The organism is Clostridium estertheticum, from assembly GCF_011065935.2.
In the GTDB taxonomy this organism is placed as follows: Bacteria; Bacillota; Clostridia; order Clostridiales; family Clostridiaceae; genus Clostridium_AD; species Clostridium_AD estertheticum_A.
In genome coordinates, this window is sequence record NZ_JAAMNH020000001.1 from 3,000,989 (window position 1) to 3,016,729 (window position 15,741).

15 protein-coding genes and 1 pseudogene are annotated in these 15,741 nt (G+C 32.8%); 1 reads left to right on the forward strand and 15 read right to left on the reverse strand.

The window, feature by feature from the left end:
• Window positions 1-28 precede the first annotated feature (28 nt).
• Window positions 29-220 (forward strand): annotated as a pseudogene (locus tag G9F72_RS14300) (CDP-alcohol phosphatidyltransferase family protein); the annotation flags it as partial.
• Window positions 221-277: 57 nt separating this feature from the next.
• Here G9F72_RS14300 and yidC read toward each other — a convergent pair.
• The 15 genes from yidC to ortA form a co-directional block, all read right to left on the reverse strand.
• Window positions 278-925 carry a membrane protein insertase YidC gene (gene yidC, locus G9F72_RS14305; protein WP_164955327.1) on the reverse strand — a complete coding sequence of 216 codons (648 nt, stop codon included), beginning with the start codon at window positions 923-925 and terminating at the stop codon, window positions 278-280.
• Window positions 926-951: 26 nt separating this feature from the next.
• Window positions 952-1,197: a hypothetical protein gene (locus G9F72_RS14310; RefSeq protein WP_164955328.1), complete on the reverse strand. Its 246-nt coding sequence runs from the start codon at window positions 1,195-1,197 to the stop codon at window positions 952-954.
• Window positions 1,198-1,330: 133 nt separating this feature from the next.
• Window positions 1,331-1,750 carry a hypothetical protein gene (locus G9F72_RS14315; RefSeq protein WP_164955329.1) on the reverse strand — a complete coding sequence of 140 codons (420 nt, stop codon included), beginning with the start codon at window positions 1,748-1,750 and terminating at the stop codon, window positions 1,331-1,333.
• A gap of 54 nt (window positions 1,751-1,804) precedes the next feature.
• Window positions 1,805-2,113 (reverse strand): hypothetical protein, encoded by a 309-nt coding sequence (locus G9F72_RS14320; RefSeq protein ID WP_164955330.1) that lies wholly within the window; start codon window positions 2,111-2,113, stop codon window positions 1,805-1,807.
• 74 nt (window positions 2,114-2,187) lie between these two features.
• Complete coding sequence (locus tag G9F72_RS14325) at window positions 2,188-3,147, reverse strand: N-acetylmuramoyl-L-alanine amidase (protein ID WP_164955331.1); 960 nt, start codon at window positions 3,145-3,147, stop codon at window positions 2,188-2,190.
• 531 nt (window positions 3,148-3,678) lie between these two features.
• Window positions 3,679-4,797 (reverse strand): NAD/NADP octopine/nopaline dehydrogenase family protein, encoded by a 1,119-nt coding sequence (locus G9F72_RS14330; protein ID WP_164955332.1) that lies wholly within the window; start codon window positions 4,795-4,797, stop codon window positions 3,679-3,681.
• 563 nt (window positions 4,798-5,360) lie between these two features.
• Window positions 5,361-6,014: an HAD family hydrolase gene (locus G9F72_RS14335; protein ID WP_164955333.1), complete on the reverse strand. Its 654-nt coding sequence runs from the start codon at window positions 6,012-6,014 to the stop codon at window positions 5,361-5,363.
• Between the two features lie 297 nt (window positions 6,015-6,311).
• Window positions 6,312-7,355 (reverse strand): 2,4-diaminopentanoate dehydrogenase, encoded by a 1,044-nt coding sequence (ord, locus tag G9F72_RS14340; RefSeq protein WP_164955334.1) that lies wholly within the window; start codon window positions 7,353-7,355, stop codon window positions 6,312-6,314.
• Window positions 7,356-7,551: 196 nt separating this feature from the next.
• Entirely contained in the window at window positions 7,552-8,607 is a 1,056-nt protein-coding gene (ord, locus tag G9F72_RS14345; RefSeq protein ID WP_164955335.1) for a 2,4-diaminopentanoate dehydrogenase, read from the reverse strand.
• Between the two features lie 51 nt (window positions 8,608-8,658).
• A complete protein-coding gene (orr, locus tag G9F72_RS14350) occupies window positions 8,659-9,729 on the reverse strand; it encodes an ornithine racemase Orr (RefSeq protein WP_164955336.1) in 1,071 nt (356 codons plus the stop codon).
• Window positions 9,730-9,733: 4 nt separating this feature from the next.
• Complete coding sequence (locus G9F72_RS14355; RefSeq protein WP_202054815.1) at window positions 9,734-11,131, reverse strand: GlmL-related ornithine degradation protein; 1,398 nt, start codon at window positions 11,129-11,131, stop codon at window positions 9,734-9,736.
• 16 nt (window positions 11,132-11,147) lie between these two features.
• Window positions 11,148-13,361 carry a D-ornithine 4,5-aminomutase subunit OraE gene (gene oraE / locus G9F72_RS14360; protein WP_164955337.1) on the reverse strand — a complete coding sequence of 738 codons (2,214 nt, stop codon included), beginning with the start codon at window positions 13,359-13,361 and terminating at the stop codon, window positions 11,148-11,150.
• Window positions 13,361-13,726, reverse strand: coding sequence for an ornithine aminomutase subunit alpha (locus G9F72_RS14365; RefSeq protein ID WP_164955338.1), 366 nt, complete (start codon window positions 13,724-13,726; stop codon window positions 13,361-13,363). The genes oraE and G9F72_RS14365 overlap by 1 nt, the downstream gene beginning before the upstream one ends.
• 31 nt (window positions 13,727-13,757) lie before the next feature.
• The gene (ortB, locus tag G9F72_RS14370) at window positions 13,758-15,170 is read right to left on the reverse strand and encodes a 2-amino-4-oxopentanoate thiolase subunit OrtB (RefSeq protein ID WP_164955339.1); all 1,413 of its coding nucleotides are present in this window, start codon (window positions 15,168-15,170) and stop codon (window positions 13,758-13,760) included.
• 39 nt (window positions 15,171-15,209) lie between these two features.
• Window positions 15,210-15,500: a 2-amino-4-oxopentanoate thiolase subunit OrtA gene (gene ortA, locus G9F72_RS14375; RefSeq protein ID WP_164955340.1), complete on the reverse strand. Its 291-nt coding sequence runs from the start codon at window positions 15,498-15,500 to the stop codon at window positions 15,210-15,212.
• Window positions 15,501-15,741 lie beyond the last annotated feature (241 nt).

Genomic DNA, 15,741 nt, shown 5'->3' on the forward strand with positions numbered 1-15,741 from the left:
AAGACCCTAAACATGCACCACAAGCAAACTAGGAGAAAAACTTGACTCTGTTGTAGATTTGATAATGGTGGTGGTACTGATGATTGTACTATATCCAATCATCAATCTATCAGTTCAAATCATAATTTGGATAGCTATCATCGGAATAATCCGAGCAGTGTCAATGATGGTGGTATTTGTAAAGTATAAAACTTTTGGTATACTTCATACTTATGGGTAGCGAGTCTAGTAAAAATCCTGCTAACAAAAAAAGTTAGCAGGATTTTTATTCTAATATTTATGAATTTTCTGTTTTTAAATTTCTCATATACATTCTAAAAACAAGCTCTTCTAAGAAATTAAACACACTTGTAGTGATTAGATATATACCTACTGCAATAGGAGCCGCTTTAGAAACAAACAAACCAACTATTGCCATTATTATTATGTTTTTCTTACTAATTGTAGCTTGACCTTCAATTTTTAATAAAGTTACATATGAAAGCAGGCTTGGAGTTACCGATACAATCACATATATCAATGGAACAATAAAATAACTGTCAGAGATCTTAATACTAGATACCCAAGGTATAAGATATGTTCCCGCATTCACTGGAATTTTATTGAATACACTCCACATAGTCATTAAAATAGGCAATTGAAGTAGAGTAACTAAGCATCCTACCATACCTTTTGCGCTTTCAGCAGATTGTTTTTTGATTTCTACTTCAAGTTTGTCTTTATTATCCTTATACTTTTCCTTAAGTTCTTGCATTTTTACAGAAAACTTTTGCTGCTGTTGCATAGACTTCTTTTGTTTAAAAGACATTGGTGAGAGTACTAACCTCACTACTAGGGTAAGTAAAACTATTGCTATTCCCCAATCCCCAGTAAAGTTAAAAATTGAATTTAATAAACTACTTAAAAAATTAAAAATGATGTTCATTGTTATCCTCCTTAGAATAATTTTGGCTAAAACATCATTTCAATTTTAAATCGTTCTAAATATATCCATATACCATATTTTTCATATATTATATAATCTTCCGGAAGTAACTTTTTTATAAATCCAAGCCACTGAATTAATGTATTTCTTGTAACATTTTCTTCAACTTTATGCTTTAGATTTTTATAGGAGTGTACAGTATACGCGAATATGCTAGCAAAACAAATCACTAAAAACATTAACTGAATTAAATTTATTATGTCATAAGTCAACTTGCACCCTCCTCATCTACTATTTCCAATCATTATAGCATTATTGATTAAATTTACCAATAGTATTTTAATATAAAAAAATAAACAATTATGTGAGTTTATTTTTTATATGCCTAGAGGCACTATCATAATTTTAACGTGATATATTGTAATTTATCCATTCATCAAGTTCTTTCTTATTGAACATTTTTTTTCCATGGCTAATATCTATATAATGTATAAATTCATAAGTATCATAACTAGATAAGCCTACTTTTTTTTCACTATCTTTTAGCAATATATTTTTGAATTCATCAATTGAAATATTTAAGTACTCAGCACTTTCGTCTTCTGTCAATAGTGCTTTTTCTCTTAATGTGGATTTATTTATTATTTTATTTATAATAAATAAAGATATTAAATAATAAATTAGTAAAACAATCAAATCATAAAAAAATCTCAAAGAAAACAATGGTGAATTACGGAAATCAAAGTTTCCAATTCCATAAGTAATCCCGCTTAGTATAAAAGCAAAAAACATTGCAATCATTGTTTTTATAGAGTCTTTTAACATATAGCATATCCCCCTTTGTTCTCACATTTCTTTAACTTTTCAAATTTTTTATAATTAATTAAAAACACCAAAACAACACTGAATGTATTGGCTTTTATTTATATCGAAGTTAAACCCTTGTTTCTCAAAGCTTTGTAGTATAAATTTATCAATACCATATGGTTTACTAAGACCATTAATATACTCCATACTGGTTAGCACTTCATAGTTATTCATAACGATTAAGATTTCATTTTTAGAAATATTTTCAACCAAAACCTTTGTATCAAATTCCATACTTAAAGCTTTTACTACTACATTTAAATATTCTTCTGCATTCATGGTTCTTGCCATAGCAGCTCTTTGAACTCTTGAAGTATTCATTTTCCCCCAACCCCTCATTCTGCGTTTTATCATTTTATCACTTAATTAACAGATTCCCCTAAACGCAAAGGATTTTAAACAACTATATTACTTATTCCTAAACTCTTAAGAATGCCCGTTGATATTGCCTTAGCTAATTTTTGTTGGTAGTCCTCAGTAGCTAATAGTTTTTCTTCTTCAGGATTAGAGATGAATGATGTTTCTACCAATATTGCCGTAGCATCTGTGTTTTTCAAAACATATAAATTTGCAGATGTTTTGAGGCCCCTATCAAATCTTCCAGTTTCTTTGATTAATTCAGTTTGGACAGCCTCAGCTAACTTTTGTCCAGATACACTTCCAGTAAAATAGTGAGTCTCGATGCCATAAGCTGCCGAGGTTGAAAAGCTATTTAAATGAATGCTTACAAAATAATCTGGTTTAGCATTATTAGAAATATCACATCTTACTTGAAGATTTTGGGCTTCATCGTCGGGCATATTTGTAATATCACTTGTTCTTGTGTATAAGGTATCAACACCATTCTTAGTTAATAGCGCTCCTACTTTTAAAGTAACTGCTAATGCAACAGCCTTTTCTTGAAGGCCCGTTGGTCCTATTGCTCCTGGATCATTTCCTCCATGCCCCGCATCTAATACTACTTTATACTTTGCTTTAGTAGTAAAATCCATTCTAACTTCTTTAGGAAGAGGTTTTCCGTCATAAGACTTAACATTTTCCGTTACTATTAAAGTATATGTCTTGTTATATTCATAATTTCCTATAGATTGAACTATTATATTTTTATTGTTATTAGCTGAACTAACTTTAATGCCTATGTAATTATTATTCTCTCCAACCACCTTAATGTTCGTGGTGTTAACGGTGGCAGAACTCAAAGGGCTATTAAAACTCACCGTCCAAGATTTATTGACCGCCACATCCTTCTTACTCTCCATATTTGTAAACGTACTAGCCTTTACTATTATTTGCAGAGGTATACACAATGCAAAAGATAAAATCATAATTATAAATGCTTTAAAGATATTTTTCATATAACTCCTCCTAAATCATTATAGTTTTAATATTTAATTATTTATATCACGATTTGGATAATTTTAATTATCAGTATAAATTATGGTATTAATAACAAGCTAATTATACTACACTTTTATTATATATACTCAGTATATATATGTTTTTAATACATTTAAAGCTAGACAACAAACGAAATATTAAGATGTTTGTAAAAGTACCAGAACTTTCAATGATACACAAAAAGGTCAAATGTCGTTGCAGTACATAACCTTTTAATGATTTACCATCTGGATACCATAATGCTGTGTGGATAGAACCTCGCCTTATATGCTCCGTAAAATATTGATGAAAATAGCAAACGGCTCCTTGCGTCAACCAATATTTAAAGGTTTGAGAGATGTTAAATTACCTAAAGATTGTATCATAACCTTATAAAGGGAATATAATACTTAGTATTATATTCCCTACTATTTGATTAGTGGTAGGACCTCCTAAAATATAGGGGGCCATGATGAACTATACTTTTACACAATTTTGATTATAATTTATTACCTGTAATATGCAATAATATCTTCTACTGAATTCAAACCAAAGTTTTGAGGTAATGGAAGATTTTTTATATCTTTCCCTTCAAATTTACCCTCCACATAATATTCAACCCCAGTAACCTTCTCAAACCACATAAGGATTTTATCAATTAATGGAATTTCAACTCCAACTATTTCGCAAAAACCCTTTATAATGCAAAGTCCAAATGGAAAATCCTCCAAAAAGTATCTTGATTTAAAATCAGGAATATACCCCTCCTCAATTAATACCATTGGTGATTGGATGTTTTTAAGCGCAATAATACTGCTCACTTTCGCAGTCATTTGCTGTGGTGTTTCTGCTCCAAAATAATCTCTTACAAAACCAACCTTCTTTAAATCAACTGTCTTAAGCTTACGGCACAATGACTGTACCTCTTCATCACAATCAATTAAAATTGTTGAAGCTTCATCCGTCCATTCAGTATAGAAATTAATCATCCTATCAAAGTAAGTTCCTTCAGTGTAATTGTGAAACAATTCATAAAGTCTTGCAGTATGGAGGATTGGATTAGCTGGTGTAAGTGCAACATGAAGATAATTTGGTAGTGGATTACACTTCAAATCAAGTAAATCCTCCAGTACCTTACATACTTCTACATTGTTTGAGGCAGGAATAGTTGCTATAAAAAGTTCTTTTTTCTTACCTAAGTCATACACAGATTTCCCGTACTCCTTTAATCTAGCTATACCATAAACCCTCTGAAATCCAAACAGCGTGTGACCACTCTCAATAAGTTCGTTGCAATAGAATTCGCTGCCACCATTACCTGGCATCACGCCAATCCATGCTCCTACTTTAAGAAAAGGCTTTACCTTCTGTATGGTTCTATTAAACATATAGGATGGAAGAGTAGATATAATGATATCAGCACCACTGATTACTTCCGCAGGATTACTTGATATCACATCCACCTTTCCTGAGTACTTAAATGTGCCATCATTATCACAAACCTCAATTATATTACTCCAATCATCTGGTCTAGAAGTCAATAAACGGACAGAAATATCCTCTTTCCGTCCTAGTTCACCCATTAAAAGTGTACCAATATTTCCACCACCTAAAATACATATATTCATGTTTTTTCCTCCTAAATTCTATTTAATTATGTTAAATCTTATTTTAATTTAATAGATTTCACTTTAGTTCCAATAAAAAATCCCAAAATAATTTTCAGTGTTATTATTCTCACTATGCCTCTATTATATCATATAAGCTCATTTAACCCCAGAATAAATAACTATATTAAATAAGCTTAGTTTTTCTCTATTTTACTTACAATTACATGCCATAATAGATACTTTTCAGAAAAAATTATAACAGTTATATATGCAAATACTGTAGATAGATTTAATAATAAACTGGATATTTGCAATAGAACGAATAAAAAGTCTGTATTTTTTAATAAGGAAAATGTTGAAACATATTGCAAAAATTATTTAATTAAACCATTTTAAATATTACAAAACCACAAAAAATAACACCGTTTTAAGTCCGGTGTTATTTGTAAATATCTTTATGTGTCAGTCACATGAACTTTGAAAATAATTATGAACACTTCTCTAAACTTTATTTATGATATTAACTTTCCCTGCATTAAAAAACACTATCAAAGGTTGAAAACTTTGACAATGTTTTTGATTTATTTACTTAACTTTATATAATTCACTTCTTTAAAACTATTTATCTCTAAATCCGCCATGGAAATATCTTGACTACCAGCAGGATCACTATTGATTCCTACACACTTCATACCTGCTTTTTTAGCCGCACGAACCCCATTATGAGAATCCTCAATAACTACACAATTTTCAGGGCTTTCCCCAAGCTTTTCTGATGCCAAAAGAAATATGTCTGGTTCAGGCTTGCTTTTCTTTACATAGTCACCGGTAACAAAAACTTCAAAATATTCTTCTATTTGAAATTTTTTTGCTATAGCCTCAATTACATTCAGAGGTGATGATGAGGCAATGGCTAGATTTACTCCATTCTCGTGCAAGTCTTGTATTAGCTCTTTTACCCCCTCAATAAGGGTTATTTCGCATTCATCTGAATTAAGATATTCAAAATATTGGCTTCTATCATATTCAATTAATTCATCAAGTGGTTGATTAAGCTTATATTTATTTTTTAGAGCATCCCACATATAATGAGAGGTTGCTCCTACAAAAGAGTGATGCTCGTCTTCTGTAACCTCTATGCCTAATTTTTTATAAGTCTCATTTTCCAGTTTCATATGTGTAGGTTCACTATCAATAATTACTCCATCCATATCAAAGATAACTGCTTTTAACATAAAATCACCATCCTGTTATTTTTTATTATAGCCTCTGAGACACCTCATAAACATATTTAAAGCACAATCTAGTACAAAGTACATAATAGACCTTTTATTTGCAGCATGTCAATAATTAATAGCTTTCCCTTAATCAATATTTAATTCTACAAAAAACCAAAAAATAACACCGTTATCAATACAGTGTTATTTGTAAATATTTAAATTATAGGGGGAGCCTATTCATTAATAGTAATCCATTTATGTGTCAGTCACATGACAACTATGATAATGATTTATGAACACTCTCCCTAAAGTTTATTTGTAATAATTAACTTGCTCTGCGAAACTATTTTCTATACTATGAGGAATTGGAAAATCCATCATTGTTTTAATCCCTGCGCTGCTAGCAATAACTTGTGGAATCATATTTACAGCTATAGCAATAGTTCCTATTCCACCAGGTGTTTCAGGTTTTATTGCTAAATGAAGATCTGCATCGCCTTTTATATATATGTAATCACCAGTGTCCACTCCTTCACTCTCTGGTTGTATTTGTTGTTGCTGTTCTAAAGTTATAATTGGTATTCCTTTTATTGTAGCTATAGCTATATGGTTACACCCAGCTACCATACCTGGTTCTACCCTAATACAGGGAGTTTCCCTATGAGTATTTGATATTATCGGTTCGCGAGTTTCTGTTATCTCGTCATACTCTAGTCCTAATGCTTTTGCAATCATTGGTATAGATTGTGCAAAGCCTACATGACCAACTATTGACCCATTTTCAATTCCTGCTTCAAATTCTTCTGGAGCTAAACCAACACCTTGAGTACTCATTACAGTTGGACCAAATGGAGATAAATCACTTATCCTTTCTGCTCTAATAGAGTCTACACTTCTGCAAGCAGCAGACAAGCTAATAATTAATGTATCTAAAACAAATCCCGGATTAACCCCTGTACCTAAAATTGTAACATTATTTTCTTTTGAGAGTCTATCCATTTCTAGTGAGAGTTCTTTTTCAACAATGTAGGGATAAGACATTTCTTCCGCAATTGTAATGCAGTTTTTTCCACTTTCTACTATTGCTCTTATTGCTGGATATACTCCTTCAACAAAAGAATCTATAGCAAGAATAACTATATCCGCTTTTGCTTCACTCATTAGTGTTTCTGCCTCATCACTAACAAGTACACCTAAATTTTCAGTGCTTAAAACTTGTCCTAAATCCTTACCTAATTTTGACGGATCCTTATCTATGGCACCTACAATTTCAATACCCTTTTTAGTAAGAACCATTTTACCAATACCAGTTCCCATTGCCCCAAGTCCCCAAAGGATAACTTTTATGTTTTCCATTCAAATAAATCCCCCTTGCTTAATTTAATCATATACTCCAATACTTTAAGAATATCACGAATATTTATAATTTTCTTATTATTTATTACCCGAAATTTCAGTTGGTATTTTTAAACCACATTCCTATTGAATGCAGGAATGTGGTTTAAAAATAATCCACTTAATTGTACTTAGTGAAACATTTGGGTGCTTGTTTCTATTTTCTCACTTTTATTAAATCTCTAACATCTCCTATGATAGCTCTTGGGACTGGTAAATCCAGCATTGTTTTGAGACCTGGCTCTGAATTCATTACTAGTGGAATCATGTTAACACATATAGCTATTGTAGCAATTCCTCCTGGTATTTCTGGTTTTATTTGAAGGTTCAAGTTTGGAACTCCTTTAATTGTTATATAATCTCCAGTATCAATATTCTCCATTTCTGGTTTGATTTGTTGAGGATGTTCCATTGTTATAAACAATTTATCTCCAAAATCTGCAAATCCTAATTGTTTACATCCAGCAACGTCTCCAGCCTTTACGGAAACAATATCTGTGCTACGTGGAATAGTTGTAAGAATTGGTGATTTTTCCTGTCTAATATTACTTAACTTAATATTAAACGCTTCTTCAAACATTCCAAAAGATTGTAAAAAGCCAACGTGTCCATCTATTGTGTTGTCAATAACCCCTTGTATAAATTCTTCTTTTTTGAGTCCTATACCTTGCTCAACCATAACAGCCTTGCCAAAGCAGGCTAAATCATTAACTCTAGTAGCATTTATGCTTTCTACTGTATCAGAAACTCCTGTAAGCATTATAGCAACTAAATCCATTATAAATCCAGGGTTTACTCCAGTTCCTAATATAGAAATCTTATTTTCTTTAGCAATTCTGTCCATTTCATCTGATAATTCAGGATCTAGTGCTCTTGGGTAGGACATTTCTTCAGCTGTTGTTACAATATCCATTCCAGCAACAGCTGCCATTTTTATTAAAGGAAATACAACTTTTGTAAAGGAAGCTGTAGCCATAAGGCAAACATCTGCATAGCCCTTCTTTATAACATCTTCAGCATTTTTTGTAACTATACAAGAGTTATCTTCATTAGCTTCAACACCTAGTACTTCATAAAGCTTTTTACCAACTTTACTGGGATCCATGTCAATAGCACCTACTATAGTAAATCCTGATTTACCCAGGACCATTGTAGCAATACCACTACCCATTACACCCAATCCCCAAACTACTACTCTTATTTTATTTTTCATAATATTTTCCTCCTAAACAATTTTTATATTTTAGCTATATGATTAAATTCATTAATTATTGTAATATTTTTCAATATATGCAGAAGTCATTGCGGCCATTAAGCATCCATAATCTACATTAAAATCCACTATATCTCCAACTGATAACTCTTTTTTACAATCAGTTATATCTATAATTAGATGATCACTACTTGCGCCAAAAACACTTATATCAGAGTCCACTGGAACTAAGCCTTCCAGTCTTATATCTTGTCTTCCTACTGCTACAATAGCTCTTTTTCTTATTCCTAAATCTTCAAAATGAGGAGTATTGCCAAAAGCGTCCACTCCTATTTTGCCTGTTGGGATTGTTGGTTTATTCTTTATTTCAACTATCTCACCCTTCAAAATAAAAGCATCTTCATAACAATTTTCCACGACTTCTCCGTAAGCCGTTTCTCTACCAAGAAGTATTGATTCTCCAATTCTAAGCTGAGTAATTTCTTTTGGCATAGTATTATTAATAACCATATAAAGGCTGCTAGAATTTCCACCTGAAATTAAAGGTAAACTTATATGGAAGGTTTTTTCTATATCCCCTTTTAACTTTATTAATATGCCTAAGTTTTCACTATCAGGAATTACTCCACCATAGCAAGTAACATTGGTGCCCAGTCCAATTAATTTAATGTTATCTAATTTTAATATTTCACTCACAGTGGAAGCTGCATCCTGGATTAACACACCTTCTCTTAAATCCCCTATATCTACCATTAGAATAATATTATGAGTTTTATTTAAATCTTTTGCAGCTATTGATAAGGCCCTAATTGTAGCAAGTTCTGAATTTAAGCTTGTATCACTATACCTAACAATTTCATAAGCTTCGCTAATCATTGGAATTCTAATCATCAATTTTTTACAGTCTAAATCTTTAGATTTTTTCAAATTTGAAATTCTAGAATCCGCAACACCTTTAATTCCAGACTTAAGTATAGCTTCTGTAATAGGACTTTGAGCACAGAACACTTTAGTTACCGAGGCAACCTCTATATGCACTTTATCACACAGGTCTAAGATTGTTTTTGCATTATGTGTTAACTTCCCTAAATCTACGTCCACACAAGGGTAATTTTTTTTCATATGATTACGCTCCTTTTTCTAAACAGTTGCTAACTTCATTAATTTCCATATCTTTTGTTATGCCTAAACTTTGACTTAATAATGCTTTAGCTACTTCACTATTTTCTCTACTTAAAACTCCTGCGCAGGCCATAATATAATTTTTGTCCAGGAGTACTTTAGCACCTTTTTTAGGTAGCATTGTAACTTCATCCTTTAAGTATCTAATTCCTAGGAGCATGTCTTCACCTTTAGGAAGTCTTGTTAATGCACCACCAGTTCCTATAATATATTTAACCTCAGATAAATCCTTACCATAAGCCACAAAACCGCTTTCCCCATCATATTTCCTTTTTATAAATCCCACATGCCTACTTATTGCAACATCAAGTGCTTTTTTAGTTAGCATGCAACTTGCATTTATATCTTCTACTTCTGTGGGAATGGGTTTTATGTGCTTAGTTATGTGCTCTTTAGTAAATTCACCTAAATCTCTTTGGTCAAGTAAATCTATTACATTTTTACTGTTAATGAAAACCCCAAGATCTCCTTCTACAGTTCTTTTAGCCTTTGGTTCAGGATTTACTAGCATATCCAAAACTACAGTACTTCCATCAGTAACAGAATGTACATCTGTAGTAGCACCACCTATATCAAAAACTACTAAATCACCTATGATATCGTATAAAACTTTTGAACTTTCCATAACCGCTCCTGGAGTTGGCATTATGCTTCCATTTACCATTTCCTTTATTTTATTCATTCCAGGCGCTTTTACGATATTCTTTTCAAAAGCCTCTTGTATTATTTTTCTTGCTGGTTCAACATTTAAGGTATCTACCATTGGATAAACGTTATCAATCAAATAAATCTCTTGTCCCTCAAATATATCTTTTATTTCTTCTTGATTTTCGATGTTTCCACAATATACAATAGGAATGCTAAATTTTTCAGCGCTTATAAGTTCTGCATTATAAAGAGCTGTTTCTCTTTCACCATAATCCGTGCCCCCAGCAATCATTATCATGTTGGGGTTTATTTCATGGATTCTCTTTAAATCACTTTTTCTCATCTTGCCAGCAGTAACCATTTTTATGATACCACCAGCACCCAGCGCGGCTTCTCTTGCAGCCTTAACAGTCATCTGTTCCATTAGTCCATGAACAGTTATACGAAGACCCCCTGCTGCACTTGAAGTTGCGAGCATCCTATCCCAGGTAAGTGATTCTTCAATTTGATTTTCTATATCTTTTACTGCATTTTTGAGGCCTATAGTTACATCACCATCTAATACTGTAGTACAGCTTTTACCTTGAAAAGGTATATTTACAACAACGCGGCCCTTATCGTCATAGGAGGCATTAAAAGCTGTAACTAGAGTAGTGGTGCTACCTATTTCAGCAACTAGATAATCTACCTTCAAGTGAATTTCCTCCCTTTTATACTTCTTCCTCTTCTTCTATATCAGGAATACCCATTAACCTTTTAATTATGAAAGATGCAACAGATGTACCATTTGATCCACGTCCAAAGCCAACATCCATACCGTTTGCTTTAGCTATATCATCTGTTACTTGTGTACCACCAGAAATAAGTATAATTTTATCTCTTACTCCCTTTTCTATACAAAGATCACTAAGCTTTCTCATGTTCTTTATATGCACATCATTATGGGAAATAATTGTACTACATAATATTGCTTGAGCTTTTGATTCAATAGCAGCATCTACTAATTTTTCTATTGGACAAGAGGTTCCAAGATAAAGTGCTTCTATACCAAATCTTTCAACTCCACCATGTTTTATATCTATAACTTCTCTAAGTCCTACTGAATGTTCATCCTCGCCTACAGTAGCTGCGGCAACTTTTATTGGGTGCTCTTTTACGTAATCCTTCATAACTTGATTTGAAAGCACTTTTCTTCTCTTAGGAAGTACTAATTCATCTCGTTTTACAGGAGTAAAATCACAAATACCTTTAATTTCTACAAGACAACCTTCAGCCTTTTGTAGAACTTGTTTATGAAGAACTTCGACATTTTTAAGGTTCATTCTTTTACCCATTTCAAGGGCTGCTGCTTCACTAATCTGTTCATTTTCTGGTATGAATAGGGTAATCTTAACATATCCATCTTTAGCCCATTGAACTTCAGGAATGATAGTACCATCTTCTTTAACTTTTTCCATTCTCTTAAATACATTATCATTTTCGTCTAATTCATCAATATATTGAATCTTTGAATGGTTACATAAAGTACATTCATCTATTGGATCGCAAGCTTTTTTATATTCGCTTGGAACATTATTAAATCCAAAATGACCACAAACTGGTGCAAAATAATCACTATCTCTTAAAACTATTGTGTCAACAGCATCTCCGCCATTCATCTTTCTTGCAATACCATCATCATTTCTTTCTGGATACTCACCTGAATCTATAAAGAATCCTGCATCAACTGATTTAAAATATCCACCTACTTCTATCATTTCTTCAAGGAACATTATAGCTCTTTCTTCTAGTTCCCTAGCTTTTTCAGGTAGATATCCAGTCTTCTTAAGTTCTATCATGTCCATTAGACCATCCATACCTAAAAAGGACTGTTTTGTAGTGTTTATAGCATGAATATTATTATAATGCCAAGGAACATTACGTCCTTCATCAGGAGTTATAGTACTTTGGATATCAACAGAAGTTAATTCTGAAATTAACAAATTTAATGTATGACCAACAGTAGCTTCTCTTTCACAAGATTCTACATATTTTGTATTCATCTGAGCTCTCATTTTGTATTTTTTGAAGAAATGTCTAAGTGCTACTGCATAAGGCAAGTCATATCTCATACATGGAGCTGGAGCTGAAGTTGGTGGTACAGTTGATAATGCAATATTTTCTGGCTTCATTCCTACCATTTCTGAGAAACAAGAATTTATAGCATGTTGTACCATAAGCTCTGGCATTACCTTATAACCTTTCATAGCTGTTGCATTTGCATTATGTGCTCCATCTATTTGAAGGATATTTGCCCAGGACATTACACCTTTAGCAACTGCTGCATCTACAAAGGATCTATACATATTAATATTTCTATAAAGTACATTGTATTGTGGATCTTGATGAGCTCCATTAACGCCTTCTTCTGCGAACATAACTGCTACATCAGGACCTGCTACACCAGATACATAGGAATGGAAATTAATTCTTCTTCCTACTTCTTCTTCTATTAAATCTATAGCTTTCCTTGTTGCTCTAACTTCCTTTCTAGTTATTGGAACTCCGCCTATACCTTCTGGGCTTCCTTCTAGTAATCCATCAAAGTGACTCTGTCCCATTGTCCTTATAACCATTAAATGATCCGCGCCATGCCATGCAGCCATTCTCATTCTTCTTATATCATCTTCAAATCGTCCTGAAGCTATTTCTGTAGTAATAACAGGTCTTGGTTGTGGATCTATACCTTCAAAGCTTCTTGCTGCTGGAAGGCCATGACTTTTCTTTAGTGGAGCTGATATTTCATGGTATGTGAACTCCCCTACTTTCCCTTCTTTATTTTCTTCTCTCCAGTGCCAGCCTCTCCATTTCGGTTCATACTTATCTAAGTCTTTTAATATTTCTTCTACATTTAGCTTTACATTTTCTTCTAACCTTTCAACCATTACTTGTCACTTCCCTTCATTTTTTCTGATACAATATCCCAGCCTATTCCCTTAGACAATTCTTCTCCCGCTTTAAGATAATCCATTTCCCGAAGCTTTGCATAAGTTAAAATAACATTTCCAATACCTTTTCCAAGTAAGTTGTACTTTGTACCATAATCAATTAATGGTTTTGCTTGCAGGCTTGAAAATCCCATTCTTAAAACTATAGACCGCTCAATAGCTGGCGAAGTATGGGTATAAGCTAAATCAACAATAGGTTTTACAATTTGCTCAGTTAAGCTCCAGAATCTGTCATATAATTGTTCCTCGGTAAGTCCTTTTAAATGTTCCCTTCTTTTTTCGTAATCATCTTCTCTTTTCATAAATTAAATTCCCCCTAAAAATATTTTTTACTTAACTTATTTCAATATTGTGCTGTTTTAGTATATCAACTACTTTTTCTTTACTTAGTTTTGCTTCTAGTGCTAAAAACTTAATATCTACTTTTTCCACCTTATCATCCGCCAATTTATTAATACAATTTTTTATGTAAGAATTTTTTAGACCATCCATATCCGCATCAGTGACTGTTACTAAAGATGGATGAGATGGGATTACTATATTTTTACCAGGTACTTGCTCTTTTGGATCACCTACATAAACATTAATTCCATTATCTTTAGCAAAATTAAGTTGAGGTATTAAATGTTTTCCAGCTCCTGTATATTCAGTCTCTTGCACAACTATTATGGCATCATCCTCGTATTCTTGAGCTATTGCAAAAGCAGCTACCAAGGAGGTATTTCCTGCTGGCCCTCTTTCTAGTCCTTCAAGCCCCGCTAATATTTCAGTCATCCAAAATACTTCACCTTGAGTAGTAGTTACATATCTATCCAAATACCTTAGTGGCCGTGCTGCACTTCTAGGTACATCTGATCTATCTGGATTAGACATAAATGGGATTCCAAAACCTGTATGGCCTGTTGTAAAGGATTTCTTATTAAAGTCTATGTCTGATGCCATATGCAGTCCTGAAAGATCAACTGATGCCCCTATTATTTTTGTTTTCACAGCACCCGCCTTAATAAGTCCTCTTGCAGTACCAGTAACATTTCCACCACCAGCATGAGTTATAACAACTGCATCAGGATCTTTTCCGAATTTTTCTCTACACTCCTCTGCTATTTCATATCCAAGCGTTTCAATGCCTGCTACACCGTAGGAGGAATATAAGGACGCATTATAATACTTTGTTTCTTCAAGTATTTTTAAGTAGGTATAAAATAATTCAGGACCTACAGATAGTCTAATAACTTCTGCTCCAAAACCTTCACATTTTCTTCCTTTTTCCAATATTTCGGGCTGTCCTATTTTTTTTGAATCATAACATTCGTTCGCTATTATACATTTAAGGCCCCTAATGTTGGCTTGGGACGCAACTGCTGCACCATAATTACCTGAAGTAGCGGCGCCTACGCCGGCATATCCTCTTTTCATTGCATCATATACAGATATAGACGCTCTTCTATCTTTAAAGCTTCCAGAAGGATTACAGCTTTCATCCTTTACAAATATTCTAGCTGCGTGTCCAGTTTTTGAAGTCTTTCTGGCGAGTTTAGTAATATTCTTCAATTCAAGTAATGGAGTATTTCCTACCCCCACCTCATTTTGAATTTCTTTAACTTCCTCTAAGCAATATTCAACATCCTTCATTAACCCTTCATAATCAAATGAAAGCTTCCCAGTTTCATATTTACTGTAATCTATTCCTATAGATTTAAGAATTATTTCATTCTTTCGTTCCATAAGCTCTTCATACTTATTCACCTTAAATTACCTCCTTTTAAAACTATAGAACTCACTATCTTATTTTGATATTATTTCCCTAGCTTGCTTTCCTATATTACTTATTTCTTTAACATATTTACCATAGGTATGATAATAGCCTGGCTCTATTTCCACAATTGTGCCTTGAGCAATTCTACCTATATTAGTTTCAACTTGCACCTCATATCCGAGTTCACAATCACTAAGGCACTTTCCGCGTGTCCAGCTTTTAAGCGGAGTTTTCTTTGTCTCATCTGGTATATTTGTAGCTCTATCGGCTGGTGTTAAAACCGTTTCTTCTACTTCAACCCAGGTGCCTTTTTTTATCATAATTTTTACCTCCCAAACTTAAAATTTTTATTGAAAGTATTTTATTTATATAGAGCAATTTCTGTGCCAAATAAAAACACATGTATCTAAGCCATTGCTTAAATACATGTGTTTATTATTCGCAAAATATTCTGCATATTTTTTTTAAAAATTTAGAAATTAAATTAATTATTTCTAGTTGTTGCTTAGTTTGCTATGCCTGCAAAACATTTTGCGGGCATAGCAAAATTTATTGCCTATT